Origin of the sequence: Streptomyces tsukubensis (assembly GCF_003932715.1) — a bacterium.
In the GTDB taxonomy this organism is placed as follows: domain Bacteria; phylum Actinomycetota; class Actinomycetes; order Streptomycetales; family Streptomycetaceae; genus Streptomyces; species Streptomyces tsukubensis.
In genome coordinates, this window is record NZ_CP020700.1 from 5,511,638 (window position 1) to 5,527,575 (window position 15,938).

Consider the following 15,938-nt stretch of genomic DNA (forward strand, 5'->3'; position numbering starts at 1 on the left):
GGTGGCCTAGCGTGAGAGATATGAACGCGACAGCCGTGGGCGCCCTCCTCCTGGTGCGGGCCGAGCCCTCCGCCGTACGCTCTCCCGCCCAGCTGCTGCGCGAGCCGCAACTGCTCCTCCCGGCGGGCGAGGAGTGGAGCGCCCTGGTCCCGGAAGGCGCGGCCTGGCAGGACGGCGAGCCCGTCGACCGGGTGGTCGCGGGCTGGGCCGTCGCCCTCGCTGTCGCGGTGGGCCTCGGCAGACCCGTACTCGCGCTGTGGTGGGACGCCGACCGGGTCGGGTTCACCCTGGCCTCGGGCTTCCGGCGCCCGGTCGGCTATGTCTGGCTGACGGACGGGACACCGGCGGGCGAGGACGAGGCGATGTTGACGTTCGCTGCCCGCCTCGGGCTCGACCCGGTGATCGACGTACAGGCCCTCGCCCCGCTGACCAGGGAGAACCGCGAGATCAGCGGTGCGGACCGGCTGCGCGGACTGGTCGCCGTACTCTCCCGCGCCGGTCTGGAGCCGCCCCCGGGGCTCACCCCCGGCCGGGCCCCGGCCGAGCTGTACGCGGTCGCCGAGGCGAGGGACGACGCGCAGACCGTGGAGTGGGCGGGCTGGCGGGACGCGGTCAGGACCGAGCTGCACGCGGTGGAGGAGAGTTTCGACCACTGGCTCCGCGAGCCGCGGGAGCGGCGGGGGCTGAAGGCGCTCGGGGCGGCGCAGCTCGCGGTGGGGGTGCCGCTGGCCGTCTGGGGTCTGCGCCGATGGTCCGGAGGCGGTCCCGGCGGCCGGGCCGGCGGCGGCTGGGCCGTGGCGGGGGCGGTACTGGCCGCGCAGGGCGCGCTGCTGCTGGCGTACGAGCGGAGACGGGTCAGCGAGGGGTGAGCGGAGGGCGGGTCAGCGAGGCGTGAGCCGGGGGCGGTGCGCCCCCGGCAGCCCTGCCGGATCAGTCGTCTCAGTCGACTCAGTCGTCTTCGTCTTCGTCGTCGAGCCGCGCCAGCCAGGTGGCGAGCCGCTCCACCGGCACTTCGAAGTCGGGGTTGAGATCGACAAAGGTACGCAGCTGCTCGGCGAGCCACTCGAAGGTGACCTCTTCCTCGCCGCGCCGCTTCGCCAGCTCCTCGATGCCGCGATCGGTGAAGTACAAGACATGCTCCCGGGACGGATGGGGGACTACCTCTTCAGGTTAAGGCCGCGGAACCGTGCGGGGTGCTCCGGTCGTCGCCATGCACACACCATTCAGGTAACGCGCCAACGGGACGGGCTGCCGTCCGGTTCGGGGGAGTCGATGAACGGACGCGTCCAGCGGATCGAACTGCCCGGAGGGGCCGTGGTGCACGCCCGGCTCACCGCGCCGGGCGGTGGGTACGGCGACGACGACGAGGACGTCGGCTTCGCCGACACCGCCCTGGCCAGGGTCGAGCAGCTCCAGCAACTGATCACGGACGTCGGCGGTTCCGTGCTGCGGGCCGCGGCGGCCGCCGGGCCCGACGAGGCCAGTGTTTCCTTCGGGGTGGAGCTGACGGCGAAGTCCGGGGCGGCGCTGGCCGTTCTCGCGTCGGGCGAGGCCAAGACGTCCGTCCAGGTCACCCTCCTCTGGCGGCTCAAGGAACAGCCGGGGCAGGCAGGGCAGGTAGGGCAGCCGGGGGAGGCTGGGGAGGCGGCCCGGACGTCCGCGGGGCCCGCACCCGTTCCCGTACCGCCCGATCCCGCTCCCCCTGCCGCACCCGTACCCGCACCCGCCCCCGTACCCGCTCCTGCTCTTCCCGCGGCCCCCGCTTTCGCTCCGGCTCCCCCGGCGGTCACGGTCCCGCCGCCTCCCGCCCATCCGCCCGCGCCGGTACGGCCCCCTGCCGCACCCGATCCGGCCGCCGCCGCGGACCTGCCCACGGCCGACCGGGATACGGGTGGTGACGGCGCGGGCGGCAGCGGGCCGGCACCGGTATGACCCCCGGCGAGTCCGACCCCGTCATCGACGCGCTGCTGCGCGCCGCGACCGTACGCATCGGGGGCGCGGACGACACCCCGCTGTGGGGTACCGGATTCTTCGTCGCCCCGGGGTGGATCCTCACCTGCGCGCATGTCCTCGCACCCCATCTGCGGGGCGACCCCGGCCGTCCGGTGCGGATCGCGGGACCCGAGGTCAACGGCGGCGAACCCCTCGACGCCCGCCTCCACCGGTGGCTCGTCGACGGCGGACCGCTGCCCGAACACAAGGTCCCGGTGGAACAGGACCTCGCCCTGCTGCGGCTGCTGGACCCGGACGCCGAGCACGAGTGCGTCTGGCTGACGGACCGCACCGACCACCCCGGGGGCCGCGGCGTCGTCCAGGGCTACCGCCCCGGCGGCGAGGCCCACCCCGAACGCGCCGTGCCCTGGCAGGCGACCGCCCGGATCAACGGCTTCGACGACGCGTACGGCCTGCGGATCCGCCCCGAGGCCGAATTCCCGCGCGGCGGCTCGGGCTCGCCCGTCCTCGACGCCCACACCGGAGCCGTCGTCGGCGTCCTCAAGTCCCGGCGCGCGGGCCGTGACGGCGGGATGGCCATCGCGGTGACCGCACTGCGGCGCTTCGGCGCCGACTACCACGAACTGGCCGCCGCCCACGACCGCTGGCACGGCCGGTCACCCAAGATCACCGGTCACAACTGGGTCGAGCGCCAGCACCGGCTGCCCGGGACCGGCGCCCGGACCGGGGGTGACGAATGGAGCCCCCGCGACCGCCGCGAGGCACTCGCCCTGCTCTCCGCAATCCCCCCGCCGGACGGCATCCTGCCCGTTGTCGAACTGGCGAAGAAGGCCCGCGGCGGGGTCGCCGCCCCGCCCGGCCAACTGCTGCCGCACGCCTGGCGCGACGGACACGGACTGCTGTACGAGGCGGGGCAGCCCGCCGCCGCGATCGCCGCCCTCCACTATCTGCGGCTCGTCGCCGCATACGACCGGGCCCGCGGCGGTGACCCCTCGGCGCTCGTGGACTGGGTGGTGCGCCGCCTCGACGACGTACCCCGTATCGTCCACACCGTCGTCACCCAGGCCACCCTGCCGCCCGGTCTGCTGCACCCGTCGGACGGGGGCGGTGGCGTCGAGCGGACCGTGATGCGCCATCCGGCGCCCGGTGACGGCCGGGCCGTCGTCATCGTCGAGCTGGAACCCGTCGCGGACGCCCCGACCCCCCGCTTCTACTGGCGGGTCCGGGTCGACGACGGCCACGACGTCAACGAGCCGCTGCACGAGGTGCAGACCGGCGACGGCGTCCCACCCGACCGGCTCGTCCGCGAACTGCGCGCGCCCCTCGCGGAGGTCTTCGCCTCGGTCGACGCGCCCGGTGCGCCCGTACCCCTCGAAGTCGCGCTTCCGGCCGACCACTTCGATACCGCCGTGCACCGCTGGCAGCTGACGGAGATGGCCAGACTGCACCATCCGGCGTATGTCGGGGTACGCCGGGCGGTGGTGCTGCGTGATATCGGCAGACGAGGGGAGCCGGACGGTGTCTGGGCGGACCGCTGGCAGCGGCTGACTTCCGCGGGACCGCCGTTCAGCGCCTGCCGGGTACCGCCGCCGCGCCAGGTCCCACGGGCCCGCCAGCTGGCCGAGATCACCCCGGCGGGCGTTCCCGTCCTGTGCCGGCCCGCGGGCAGCGGTGTGGGCCGCCGGACGATCGGGATGGCCCTGGAGGCGGGGCACGGCGTGGCCCTGTGGCAGACCGACAGCCACTCCGAGCAGGGCTGCGGCGATTTCTGCGAGGAGCTGCACCGGGGGGCGGCCGGGCTGCTCGCCGCCACCGGCAGCGCGGACGAACTCCCCGACCGGCTGCGGGGCATCAGGGACGACATCAGCGGGCGGCGCGACGGCGGCCACTGGGCGGAGGGCGTGGCACTGCTCTACGACGATCCGCGCAGACCCCTTCCGGCCGACGGCGACGGCCCGGTTGACTCGCCCTGAACACTCCGCCCCGCCCCTGCGCGGAGGCGGAAGGAGACCTCGGCATTCGGGAGGCGTCGGGAAGGCGCCGGGAAGGCGTCGGACAGGGGGGCGGACAGGGGCGCGCCCGGGAGCGGAGGGCCACCCGCAGCACACCGGAAAAGACACCGGAACGACCCCGGTGACCACCTCGGACACGACATCGGGAAAACCGCCGGACTTCCCCGCGGTGCAGCGGAGAAACCGGCGCGGAACCGCCGCTCCGCGGGCGGAACGGCCGCTCCCCGTACGGACGGCGAGCTTCCTCATGAGGAGACCTCATACCGGGCACCGAACGGCAGTCATGAGACGGCACCGGGCAGGGAATACACCTCACGTTGCCCGCCATCGGTCACCCGGCCGTTGAAAAGGAGCGAGCGATGGACGACGACTGGCTGATCTACCGGGGCACCGGGGCACCCGATCCCGAGCGGATCGGGCACCTTCCGCCGCCACCGCCCTGGCGCACGTTCTCCGGCGAGCCGCTGCCGGACCCCGCGCCGCCCATCGACAGTTCGTCGACCCGGCGGCTCGGCACCCGGATCGGCGCGCCCCCGGCGTACGACGCGGAGGCGCTCCAGCTCATCAACGCCGCCCTGTACCTGCGCCGCCCGCTGCTCGTCACGGGGGAGCCGGGATCCGGCAAGTCCACCCTCGCGCACGCCATCGCGTACGAACTGGGCCTCGGCCGGGTGCTCCAGTGGCCCGTCGTCAGCCGTACGGAACTCCGCGACGGCCTCTACACCTACGACGCCATCGGCCGCCTCCAGGACGCCCAGCTCGCCGAGCGCGAGTCCCGCGCCCCCGACGACATCGGCGCCTATGTGAAGCTGGGCCCGCTCGGCACCGCCCTGCTCCCCACCGAACGCCCCCGCGTCCTCCTCGTCGACGAACTCGACAAAAGCGACATCGACCTGCCGAACGATCTGCTGATCGTCGTCGAGGAGGGCGAGTTCACCCTCCCGGAACTGGAGCGCACCGCCGACCGGCCGGGCCACCAAGAGGTTCTGGTCCTCACCGACGACGGCCGCCGGGTGCCGGTGCGCGGCGGCCGGGTGCGCTGCCACGCCTTCCCGTTCATCGTCATGACCAGCAACGGCGAACGGGACTTCCCGGCCCCGCTGCTGCGCCGCTGCATCCGGCTCCATCTCGACCCGCCGCGCGACGAACGCCTCGCGTCCATGGTCCAGGCGCACTTCGGTGCCGGTGCCGACGAAGGACACCTGGACCTGATCGCCCGCTTCACCAGCGAGGACGGCGACGGCGAACTGCGCCCCACCGACCAGCTGCTGAACGCGATCTATCTGACGCAGCACACGGGGCGGGCCGAACCGACCCGGCGCGAGGAGATCGCCGGACTGCTGATGCGGCCGCTCGAAACCCGGCAGCGGTGACGTCATGGGCGAGAGCGACCCGCCGCGCCGCCCAGGAGACCCGCCCGGCGAGACCACCGGGCCCCTGGTGCCCGAGCCGTCCCACGGGAGCCGCCCGGACAGCGGGCTCTCCGCCGCCTCCGCCGCCCCCGCCTCCGCGGACGGCCGGGGATCCGCGGAGATCGCCGCCATCGCCGCCCTCGTCGCCCGGCTCCGGGAGGCCGAACTGCGGCCCGGCGCCGAGGAGCTGGCCGACGCGCTGTGGCTGGCCCGCTACGTACCCGCCGCGGAACCCCGCCCCGCCGCCGACACCCCCGCCGCCGCCGGTACGGGTCCGGGCGCCACGCCCCGTACCCCCTCCGGCCCTGCCGCCCACCCGCACCCACCCCCCGCCGCGGGCCACGGCGACCCTGCCCCGGCACCCGGACAGCGCTTCGGGCTGTACGGACCCGCCCAGACCGAAGCCGGGTACGGCACCGCCGCCGACCGCCGGATGCGTACGGTCCCCGTCCCCGCCCCCGTCGCCCTGCCCGACGCCCCCTCCCTCGAACGCTCCCTCCGCCCCCTCCAGCGCTACCGGCCACCCGTCCGCGCCGTCCGCCGCGAACTGGACGAGATCGCCACCGCCGACCGGGCCGCCGACACCGGGATCGTCGTTCCCGTCCTCACCGCCGTCCGCCGCCGCGAAGCCCGGATCGCCCTCGTCATGGACCGGTCCAGCTCCAACGCGATCTGGTCCGGCGCCCTGGAGGAGCTGCGGCGGATCTGCGAACGCGCCGGCGCCTTCCGCGAGGTCACCGTCCACCGCATCGCCGAGGACGCCCCCCTCCCCGCCCACCTCGGCGATCCCACCGGACAGCGGATCACCGTCGTCCTCAGCGACTGCGCGGGACCGCTCTGGCGCAGCGGCCGGATGCAGCGGCTGCTCCACGGCTGGGCCGCCACCGCACCCGTCTGCGTCGTCCAGCCGCTGCCGCAGCGCATGTGGGGCCGGACCCATCTGCCCGCCCGGCCCGGACTGCTGCGACGGCGCGAAGGGCCCGCCGGGCGGCTGGAGTTCGTACCCCGGGGCGCCGCCGAGGCCGCCGCGGGCATCCCCGTACCGGTCCTCGCCCCCCGCCGCTCCTCCTTCGACGCCTGGACCCGGCTGATCGCGGGCGCCACCGGCCAGTCCCTGAACGCGGCCGCCGCAACCGTCTCCGCCCACCACCGGCCCACCCGCGCCCGCCCCCGCGCCGACCGCCGGATCGACCCCGCCGAACGGGTCCGCGCCTTCCGCCGTACCGCCTCACCCGCCGCCGCCCGGCTCGCCGTCTACCTCTCCGCCGTACCGCTCGTACTGCCCGTGATGCAGCTCGTCCAGCGCGCCATGCTGCACCGCAGCGGACCCGACGTCCTCGCGGAGGTGCTCCTCAGCGGGCTGCTGCGCCGCGACGACCGGGCCGCGGACGCCGAAGCGACGCGGGACGCGACGCAGGACGGGATGTACGACGGGATGCACGACGCGCCCGCGTACGCCTTCCTCGACGGCGTACGGGACGAACTGCTCGGCCAGCTCGGCGCGGGCAGCGCGTCCCTCGTCCTCAAACACTGCTCCGAGTACGTCGAATCACGGTACGGACGGACCGTCCGCAACTTCCCCGCCATGGCCGCGGCCTTCCTCTCCGGGGCCGTCGACCCCCGGGACGAGGAAGCGGCGGCGGCCCCCGGACCGGCCGAAGCGGAGAACCGGAAACTGTGGGCCTTCGCCCAGGTCTCCACCCAGGTCCTGCGGCGCCTCGGCGGCCCCTCGCCCACCGCCACCCCCCTCGGCGGCACCGAGGCCGCCGCCGAAGGATCCGGCGGGCTCGCCGCCCGGGCCCGGGCCTGCCTCGACCACTTCGGCGAGCACGGCACCGTACCCGACCTCGACACCGGGATCCGGCTCCTCGGCTCCGCCACCCGGGCCGAACGGCACCCCGCGCGCCGCGCAGCGCTCTACGGCGAACTGGCCGAAGCGCTGCTGCGCCGCTGGTACCTGCGGCCCGTGCCCGAAGACCTGCCCGAGGCGCTGGACGCGGCACAGAACGCCGTCACCGGGCCGCCCGCGGCCCAGCTGACGCTCGCCGGAGTGCTGGAGATCGCGGCGGGCGAGGTGTCGGAGGGGCGGCTCAGCGCGAAACTCCTGCCGGAGTGGGTGGCGGTACGGTCCGCGGCGGCGGCCGGACTGCATGCCATCGACGACATGGACGACCCCGGGCTCACGGCGACCGTCCTGCTGTCCGCCGCCGACAACAGCCTCGCCGAGCTGACCGAAGGCCCCCAGCGCTGGGACACCGCCCTGCGGACGGCCGCGACGCCCGTCCGGGTCCGGGTCCTGAGGCGGCTCGCCGTCACCGGGGCGCCCTACGGGCCCGGCACGCCCGCCGACTGGTTCACCGCCACCCTCGGCACCGCGGTCGCCGTCGTCGACGCCTACGTCGACGAGACCCGCGCCGGGCTCGGCGCCTACCCCGATCCCGGGCCCGAAGCCGACGCCGACTCCGACTCCGACAACAGGCTCCTCACCGGCCGGGAGCGGGACCCCGCCCGCGACGAGGCACTGCTCCTGCGCGGCAGCCTCCTCCTCGAACTCGCCCGCCACCACCGGGGCGAGGGCCCCGTCCCCGCGGACACCCCCGACCGTGCCGAGTCCCGGGCCTGCGCCGAACGCGCCGAAGGCGATCTGCTCGCCGGGATCGACGCCACGGACGCCACCGCCGCCACCACCGGCGCGGGCGCCCGGGAGACCGTCCGGGTCTGGCTGGAGTACGCCGACGCCATCGCGTACAGCAGCGAACACCCCGACGACGACGCCAGGCTCCGGATACTCCAGGCCCTCGACCAGGCCCGCCGCACCGTCGACCGCGACGAGGCCGTCGAAGCGGACATCCTGCTGCGGATGGGGCGGCTGCTGGAACAGCGGTACGCCGCGGGCGGCAGCTGGTCCCACCGGGACTCGGTGATCGCCGCCTGGACGGAAGCCCTGCCGCTGCTGCCCTGGCACGACCCCGGACGCGCCGGACTGCTGACCTCCCTGGGCCGCAGGCTCGTCGAGCGCGGTATCGACAAGGACGCGCCCGGCGATATCCGCACCGCGGTACGGCATCTGCGCGGCGCCGTCGACCAGACCGCGGTGGGCGACCCCGCGCTGCCCGAGCGGCGGGCGCTCCTCGGACAGGCCTATCTGGAACGCTTCCGGGCCGAGGGGACAGTGGCCGACCTGCACGAAGCGGACTGGGCACTGGGCGAGGCGGCCCGCACCACGGCGGACCCCGCGCTGGCGGCGACCGCCTGGTGGCGGCGGGCCGTCGCCGTCGCCCTGCTCGCCCGGCGCACGGCGTCCCGCGCCCGCCTGCTGGACGCCGCCGCGCACTGCCGCCGGGCGGCGCGGGGCCCGCGGGAGGTCCTGGACCGGCTGCTGGCTGCCCAGTGGGACCGGGCCGGGAGGCTGACCCGCGCGAAGGGGCCGCGGCGGGCGCTGGAGGAGCACGAGGCGGTGCTGGCGATGCTGACGGAGGCGGATGCGGTGGAGATCGGCGGAGAGCCGAGAGCGTTCCTGCGCCAGGAGATCGCGCGCCTGACCGCCTCCCGCTGAGGGTCACGCCCTCAAGACCCTCGCGCCGTGCCGCGCCCGGCCCGGTGGGGGTGGTTTCTGGTACGGGCTGGCGCCCAGCCGGGCGGTGGCCGTCGTCCGGCCGCGGGCCGTGGGTGGCTTGTCGCGCAGTTCCTCCCCCTACGCCTGGCGGCGTGGGAGGTACCCCCACCTACGGGGGGACCCCCAGCGCCCAGGTGCTTTCCGCTGGCCAGGGGATGCGCCCGGCGTGGCGGGGGTTGTCAGCCGGCCGCGGCCCGGATGTGGCCGTTCGCGCAGTTCCGCCCCCTATGCCTTCGGCAATGGGGGGACCCCCAGCGCCCAGGTGCTTTCCGCTGGCCAGGGGATGCGTCCGGCGTGGCGTGGGTTGTCAGCCGGCCGCGGCCCGGATGTGGCTTGTCGCGCAGTTCCCCGCGCCCCTTCATGGTCTTCCCGCCCTTGACTGTGCAGGCGCCCGACCCGGACAAGGGCGTGAGAGGGAGCAACCTAGGGGCGCTGGGGGTCCCCCATGCTGAAGGCATAGGGGGCGGAACTGCGCGACAAGCCACATCTCGGCCGCGGCCGGGAAACGCCACCCGCCAGGCCGGGCGAATCCCGTACAGGAGACTCCCCCGCCGGTCCGGGCGGGTCCCGTACGGGTGCAGAACGCGTCCCCACGGAAAACGGCCCTCCGAGGTCGCGGCGCGTCCCGCACGGGAACGCCGCGGGCCCGGGTGGGCACCCCCGTCAAGAGGTGCTCCACCCGGGCCCGTTGGAACGCCGGCGGGACGCGGCTACGCGTCGAAGACGTCCGCCACCAGCTGCGTCTGCTCCGCCTGGTGCCGCTTCGCCGAGCCCACCGCGGGCGACGAGCCGTGCGGCCGCGAGATGCGGCGCAGGCGCTCGCCGTGCGGCACGTCCGCGCCGACCGCCAGGTCCAGGTGGTCGATCAGGTTCAGCGCGATGAACGGCCACGCACCCTGGTTCGCCGGCTCCTCCTGCGCCCAGATGTACTTCTCGGCGTTCGGGAACTTGGCGATCTCGGCCTGCAGCTCCGCACCCGGCAGCGGGTACAGCCGCTCAAGACGGAGGATCGCGGTGTCCGTGATGCCGCGCTTCTTCCGCTCCGCGTCGAGGTCGTAGTAGACCTTGCCGGAGGTGAAGACCACCTTGCGGACCGCGTTCGGGTCGACCGACTCGTCACCGATGACCGGGCGGAAGCCGCCGTTGAGGAACTCCTCCGTCTTCGACTGCGCGGCCTTGAGCCGGAGCATCGACTTCGGGGTGAAGACGATCAGCGGCTTGTGGTGCGGGTTGTGCACCTGCCACCGCAGCAGATGGAAGTAGTTCGACGGCAGCGTCGGCATGGCGACCGTCATATTGTTCTGCGCGCACATCTGGAGGAAGCGCTCGGGGCGGGCGGACGAGTGGTCCGGGCCCTGGCCCTCGTAGCCGTGCGGCAGCAGCAGGGTGACGCCGGAGGTCTGGCCCCACTTCTGCTCGGCGGAGGAGATGAACTCGTCGACGACGGTCTGTGCGCCGTTGACGAAGTCACCGAACTGCGCCTCCCACATGACCAGCGATTCGGGGCGGGCCAGCGAGTAGCCGTACTCGAAGCCCATCGCCGCGTACTCGCTGAGCAGGGAGTCGTAGACGTTGTAGCGGGCCTGCTCGTCGGTCAGGTAGAGCAGCGGGGTGTAGTCCTCGTTGGTCTCCTGGTCGACCAGGACCGCGTGGCGCTGGCCGAAGGTGCCGCGCCGGGTGTCCTGGCCGGAGAGCCGGACCGGGGTGCCCTCCATCAGCAGGGAGCCGATGGCGAGCGTCTCGCCCATGCCCCAGTCGATCGTGCCGTCCTCGACGGAGGCGGCCCGGCGCTGGAGCTGCGGCAGCAGCCGCGGGTGGACGGTGATGTTGTCCGGGATGTTGACCTGGGACTCGGCGATCCGCTTGATGACCTCCTGGGACACCGCGGTGGTCACGGCGACCGGGAATTCGGCCTGCGGGTCCGGCACCAGGGTCGGCGCCGGGTGGCTGGTGGCCTCGCGGACCTCCGCGAACACCTTCTCCAGCTGGCCCTGGAAGTCCTGGAGCGCCTGCTCCGCCTCTTCGAGGGTGATGTCGCCGCGGCCGATCAGGGACTCGGTGTACAGCTTGCGCACCGAACGCTTCTTGTCGATCAGCGCGACCATCTGCGGGTTGGTGAACTGCGGGTTGTCGCCCTCGTTGTGACCGCGGCGGCGGTAGCAGATGAGGTCGATCACGACGTCCTTGTTGAACGTCTGGCGGAACTCGAAGGCCAGCCGGGCGACCCGGACACAGGCCTCGGGGTCGTCGCCGTTGACGTGGAAGATCGGCGCTTCGATCATCCGGGCGACGTCCGTCGCGTACATCGAGGAGCGCGAGGACTCCGGTGCGGCGGTGAAGCCGACCTGGTTGTTGATGACGACGTGGACCGTGCCGCCGGTGCGGTAGCCGCGGAGCTGCGACATGTTCAGCGTCTCGGCGACGACGCCCTGGCCCGCGAAGGCCGCGTCGCCGTGGAGGGCGACGGGCAGCACGGTGAAGTCGGTGCCGCCCTTGTTGATCACGTCCTGCTTGGCGCGGGCGACGCCTTCGAGGACCGGGTCGACGGCCTCCAGATGGGAGGGGTTGGCGACCAGGGAGACCTTGATCTGCTCGCCGTCGAGACCGGTGAAGGTGCCCTCGGCGCCCAGGTGGTACTTGACGTCGCCGGAGCCGTGCATCGACTTCGGGTCGAGGTTGCCCTCGAACTCGCGGAAGATCTGGGCGTACGACTTGCCCACGATGTTGGCGAGGACGTTGAGCCGGCCGCGGTGGGCCATGCCGATGACGACCTCGTCGAGGCGGGCCTCGGCGGCGGAGTCGATGACCGCGTCGAGCAGCGGGATGACGGACTCGCCGCCCTCCAGCGAGAACCGCTTCTGGCCGACGTACTTCGTCTGCAGGAAGGTCTCGAAGGCCTCGGCGGCGTTCAGCCGGCGCAGGATCCGCAGCTGCTCCTCGCGCTCCGGCTTGGAGTGCGGGCGCTCGACCCGGTCCTGGATCCACTTGCGCTGCTTGGGGTCCTGGATGTGCATGAACTCGATGCCGGTGGTGCGGCAGTACGAGTCGCGGAGCACGCCGAGGACGTCGCGGAGCTTCATCAGGGACTTGCCCGCGAAACCGCCGACGGCGAATTCGCGCTCCAGGTCCCACAGGGTCAGCCCGTGCTCGGTGATGTCGAGGTCGGGGTGCTTGCGCTGGCGGTACTCCAGCGGGTCGGTGTCGGCCATGACATGGCCACGGACCCGGTAGGAGTGGATCAGCTCGAAGACCCGGGCGGCCTTGGTGACGTCGTCGTCGTGGGACGCGTCGATGTCCTTGAGCCAGCGGACCGGCTCGTAGGGGATCCGCAGGGCCTCGAAGATCTGGTCGTAGAAGCCCTCCTCGCCGAGGAGGAAGTTGGCCACGACGCGCAGGAACTCGCCGGACGCCGCACCCTGGATGACCCGGTGGTCGTAGGTCGAGGTCAGCGTCATGACCTTGGAGATGCCCAGCTTGTTCAGGGTGTCCTGGGAGGTGCCCTGGAACTCGGCGGGGTAGTCCATGGAGCCGACGCCCATGATCACCGACTGGCCGGGCATCAGCCGGGGCACGGAGTGGACCGTGCCGAGGCCGCCGGGGTTGGTCAGCGAGACGGTGACGCCGGTGAAGTCGTCCATCGTCAGCTTGTTGCTGCGGGCGCGGCGGACGATGTCCTCGTACGCCTGCCAGAACTCGAAGAAGTTGAGGGTCTCGGCCTTCTTGATGGCCGCGACGACGAGCTGGCGGTCGCCGTTCGGCTTCACCAGGTCGATGGCGAGGCCGAAGTTGACGTGCTCCGGCTTGACCAGGGTCGGCTTGCCGTCCTTCTCCGCGAACGACCAGTTCATCGACGGCATGGCCCGCAGGGCCTGCACCATGGCGAAGCCGATGAGGTGGGTGAAGGAGACCTTCCCGCCCCGGGCGCGCTTCAGGTGGTTGTTGATGACGATGCGGTTGTCGAAGAGCAGCTTCACCGGGACGGCGCGCACGGACGTGGCCGTGGGCACCTCCAGGGAGGCGTTCATGTTCTTCGCGACGGCGGCGGAGGGGCCGCGCAGGGTGATCAGCTCGGGCCCGGCCGGAGCCGCGGCCTCGGGGGCCTTGGCCGCGGCGGGCTTCGCCGCCGGAGCAGCGGGCGGCTTGACCGCGGGTGCCGCGGGTGCAGCCGGAGCCACGGGCGCCTTCGCCGCGGGTGCGGCGGGGGCTGCCGGGGCGGCGGGCGCCGCGGCCGGAGCGGGCTGCGCGGCCGGTGCCGGAGCGGACACCGGGGCCGGCTGCTGCGGAGCCGGAGCGGGGACGGTCGCCGGAGCCGGGGCGGTGGATGCCGCGGCGGCCGGGGCTGCGGCAGCACCCTCGGCCGGAGCCTCGGCGGTGTTCTTCCCGCCGGGCTTGTAGTCGGCGAAGAAGTCCCACCAGGCGCGGTCTACCGAATCGCGATCCTGGAGGTACTGCTGGTAGATCTCGTCGACGAGCCACTCATTGGCACCGAAGGCGGCGGCAGGGCCCTGGCCCGGCGTGCCTCGGTCGGCCGTGGGGGCCCCACCCGGCCGAAGGCTGGGGGAATTGGCGTTACTGGGGGACTGAGACGACACGGCGGCAACCGCCCTCTTCCGCTTCACAAGGTGATGGACAGCGGAAATAAAGGCTACGCCCCCTGGGGCCCCAGATGCAGGCCGGACCGGTCATCGTCATGTAAGTCACATCGAAAGCCGGGTTTCATTGCAAGGAATGGCGGGAAACAAGCACAGTTTGCCCGAACCTGGGGCGGGACGTACCGGTCGGCGGCGCCGCCCGCCCGAGCGGCGGAACGTGTCTGCGCACCGGTCCTGCCGGATGTCGGCCGGGTGCAGGCCGGGGTAGCCGCCCCGGTCGCCCGGAGTCTCCCGTGTCGGATACACGCACCACGGCCGCCGACGGTTCGAACCCTACGTCAACTGACGCTCGGCCGGGATTCCCGGAAGGGTGACCCGGATCCGGCAGCCGCGGGTGGATTCGGCCACTCCGATCCGCCCGCCGTGCAGATCGACCGCCCAGCGGGCGATGGCCAGGCCGAGACCCGTACCGCCGTCGCTGCCCTTGCCGTGCGGGAAGGCCACCTGTCCCCGGTTGAACCGTTCGAAGACCCGGTGCCGCTCCTGCTCCGGGATGCCCGGGCCCTCGTCGAGGATCTCCAGGTCCAGGGACTCCGGCTGCGGGCCGCGGCGCGCCAGGACGGTGACCCGGCCGTGCGGCGGAGAGTGCTTGACCGCGTTGTCGACCAGATTGGCCACCACCTGGTGCAGCCGTTCGGTGTCCGCGTAGGCGGTCAGGCCCGGCGGTGACACGTCCAGGTGCAGATGGACGTCGGTCCGGGTGTGCCGCCCGGACCCGGAGGCCAGCTTCCGGTGCGCGTCCGCCAGATTCGCCTCCTTCAGCACCCCGGACAGATAGGGCCACACCTCGAAGCGGTGCGCCCGCAGCGGTACGACACCGTTGTCCAGCCGGGAGAGGTCGAGCAGCGTCTCCACCAGCCGGCCCAGCCGCTCGGTCTGGGTCAGCGCGGTCCGCATCGTCTCCGGATCGGCCGCGGACACCCCGTCCACGACGTTCTCCAGCACCGCCCGCAGCGCGGCGATCGGGGTGCGCAGCTCGTGCGACACATTGGCCACCAGCTCCTTGCGGTGCCGGTCCACGGCCTCCAGATCGTCCGCCATGCGGTTGATGGTGGCCGCCAGGTCGCCCAGCTCGTCACGGCGGTCGGCGCCCAGCACCCGATGGGTGTAGTCCCCGTGGGAGATGCCCTTGGCGACCCGGTTCATCTCGTCCAGCGGCGCGGTCAGGCCGTGGGCGAAGAACTGGGTGATCAGCAGGGTGGCGATGATGGAGAAGACCGTGATGAAGCGCAGCTCGGTGGAGGTCTTCAGGGCGACCAGGAGCAGCCCGGTGGTGATGAAGACCGAGACGACGACGAGGATGCCGAGCTTGGTCTTGATGGAGACGGGGACCGTGGCCCGCCGCCGGTCCGGGCGCGGCCCAGGACGCCCGTCGCGGGCCGGGGGCCACGGATCGCTCCGGCGCTCCGCCCCGGTCCCGGGCCGGGGCCCGGGACCGGACGGGAGTCCGGCCGCCGTTCCCGGACCGGCCCCGGAAACGGCTCCGAGGCCGTCCTTCGTGCCACGGACCCGCCTCATGGCGCGGGCGTCTCCAGCGCGTAGCCGACCCCGTGGACCGTACGGATCCGCTCCGCGCCGATCTTCCGCCGGAGCGCCTTGATGTGGCTGTCCACGGTCCGGGTGCCGGAGGCGTCCGCCCAGTCCCAGACCTCCGCGAGCAGCTGCTCGCGGGAGAGGACCGCGCGCGGGGTGTTCGCGAGACAGACCAGCAGGTCGAACTCGGTCGGCGTCAGATGGACGTCGTCGCTCCGGACCCGGACCCGCCGCTGTGCGTGGTCGATCTCCAGCTCGCCGAGGCGGAGGATCCCGCTGCGCGGGGTCACCGCGGCCAGCGCGGCGCGCTCCACCCGGCGCAGCAGGACATGGACCCGGGCCGCCAGTTCGCGCATGGAGAACGGCTTCGTCATGTAGTCGTCGGCGCCCACGCCCAGACCGACCAGCATGTCGGTCTCGTCGTCGCGCGCCGTGAGCATCAGGACCGGAACCGGCCGCTGGGCCTGGACCCGGCGGCAGACCTCCAGCCCGTCGAAGCCGGGCAGCATCACGTCCAGCACCATCAGGTCGGGCTGCCAGGCGTCGGCGGCGTCCACGGCGGCCGGTCCGTCGGCGGCGGTCTGCACCAGGAAGCCCTCGGCCCGGAGCCGGGCTGCGATGGCGTCCACGATCGTCGAGTCGTCCTCGACGACCAGCACCCGCCGCTGCGCGCCCGGTGTGGCCGCGACGCCGGTCTGGGTGGTGGTCTGTGTCTGTTCCATCGCCCGCCCCTGTAAGCGCTCTCGGGAGATTCACGCTT

At 73.5% G+C, this 15,938-nt stretch carries 9 protein-coding genes; 5 read left to right on the forward strand and 4 right to left on the reverse strand.

The genetic code is table 11. The annotated features are described in order from the left end of the window. Positions 1-20 precede the first annotated feature (20 nt). On the forward strand, positions 21-869 hold the full coding sequence (locus tag B7R87_RS22910) for a hypothetical protein (RefSeq protein ID WP_130584832.1): 849 nt from the start codon (positions 21-23) through the stop codon (positions 867-869). Between the two features lie 79 nt (positions 870-948). Here B7R87_RS22910 and B7R87_RS22915 read toward each other — a convergent pair whose 3' ends face one another. Then, a complete protein-coding gene (locus tag B7R87_RS22915; RefSeq protein ID WP_006346677.1) occupies positions 949-1,131 on the reverse strand; it encodes a DUF6104 family protein in 183 nt (60 codons plus the stop codon). Positions 1,132-1,272: 141 nt separating this feature from the next. On the opposite strand from B7R87_RS22915, the gene B7R87_RS33715 reads away from it, so the two are divergent. The 4 genes from B7R87_RS33715 (at position 1,273) to B7R87_RS22940 (ending at position 8,933) form a co-directional block, all read left to right on the forward strand. Beyond that, a complete protein-coding gene (locus B7R87_RS33715) occupies positions 1,273-1,932 on the forward strand; it encodes a CU044_2847 family protein (RefSeq protein ID WP_006346676.1) in 660 nt (219 codons plus the stop codon). Beyond that, positions 1,929-3,926 carry a VMAP-C domain-containing protein gene (locus B7R87_RS22930; protein WP_006346675.1) on the forward strand — a complete coding sequence of 666 codons (1,998 nt, stop codon included), beginning with the start codon at positions 1,929-1,931 and terminating at the stop codon, positions 3,924-3,926. Before B7R87_RS33715 ends, B7R87_RS22930 begins: the two co-directional genes overlap by 4 nt. Before the next feature lie 398 nt (positions 3,927-4,324). Further along, a complete protein-coding gene (locus tag B7R87_RS22935) occupies positions 4,325-5,338 on the forward strand; it encodes an AAA family ATPase (protein ID WP_006346674.1) in 1,014 nt (337 codons plus the stop codon). 4 nt (positions 5,339-5,342) lie between these two features. After that, positions 5,343-8,933 carry an SAV_2336 N-terminal domain-related protein gene (locus B7R87_RS22940; RefSeq protein ID WP_187144535.1) on the forward strand — a complete coding sequence of 1,197 codons (3,591 nt, stop codon included), beginning with the start codon at positions 5,343-5,345 and terminating at the stop codon, positions 8,931-8,933. A 770-nt stretch (positions 8,934-9,703) separates the two neighbouring features. Here B7R87_RS22940 and B7R87_RS22945 read toward each other — a convergent pair. The 3 genes from B7R87_RS22945 to B7R87_RS22955 all read right to left on the reverse strand — a co-directional run bounded on the left by B7R87_RS22945 (position 9,704) and on the right by B7R87_RS22955 (position 15,900). Then, complete coding sequence (locus tag B7R87_RS22945) at positions 9,704-13,585, reverse strand: multifunctional oxoglutarate decarboxylase/oxoglutarate dehydrogenase thiamine pyrophosphate-binding subunit/dihydrolipoyllysine-residue succinyltransferase subunit (RefSeq protein WP_130584831.1); 3,882 nt, start codon at positions 13,583-13,585, stop codon at positions 9,704-9,706. 333 nt (positions 13,586-13,918) lie between these two features. Beyond that, on the reverse strand, positions 13,919-15,163 hold the full coding sequence (locus B7R87_RS22950) for a HAMP domain-containing sensor histidine kinase (protein WP_233168907.1): 1,245 nt from the start codon (positions 15,161-15,163) through the stop codon (positions 13,919-13,921). Then, entirely contained in the window at positions 15,160-15,900 is a 741-nt protein-coding gene (locus B7R87_RS22955) for a response regulator transcription factor (protein ID WP_006346668.1), read from the reverse strand. The genes B7R87_RS22950 and B7R87_RS22955 overlap by 4 nt, the downstream gene beginning before the upstream one ends. Positions 15,901-15,938: the final 38 nt, after the last annotated feature.

Excerpts from the sequence above, each read along its gene's own strand:
- B7R87_RS22910 (WP_130584832.1), top strand. The coding sequence starts at position 21 with ATGAACGCGACAGCCGTGGGCGCCCTCCTCCTGGTGCGGGCCGAGCCC.
- B7R87_RS33715 (WP_006346676.1), top strand. The coding sequence starts at position 1,273 with ATGAACGGACGCGTCCAGCGGATCGAACTGCCCGGAGGGGCCGTGGTG.
- B7R87_RS22930 (WP_006346675.1), top strand. The coding sequence starts at position 1,929 with ATGACCCCCGGCGAGTCCGACCCCGTCATCGACGCGCTGCTGCGCGCC.
- B7R87_RS22935 (WP_006346674.1), top strand. The coding sequence starts at position 4,325 with ATGGACGACGACTGGCTGATCTACCGGGGCACCGGGGCACCCGATCCC.
- B7R87_RS22940 (WP_187144535.1), top strand. The coding sequence starts at position 5,343 with ATGGGCGAGAGCGACCCGCCGCGCCGCCCAGGAGACCCGCCCGGCGAG.
- B7R87_RS22950 (WP_233168907.1), bottom strand. The coding sequence starts at position 15,163 with ATGAGGCGGGTCCGTGGCACGAAGGACGGCCTCGGAGCCGTTTCCGGG.
- B7R87_RS22955 (WP_006346668.1), bottom strand. The coding sequence starts at position 15,900 with ATGGAACAGACACAGACCACCACCCAGACCGGCGTCGCGGCCACACCG.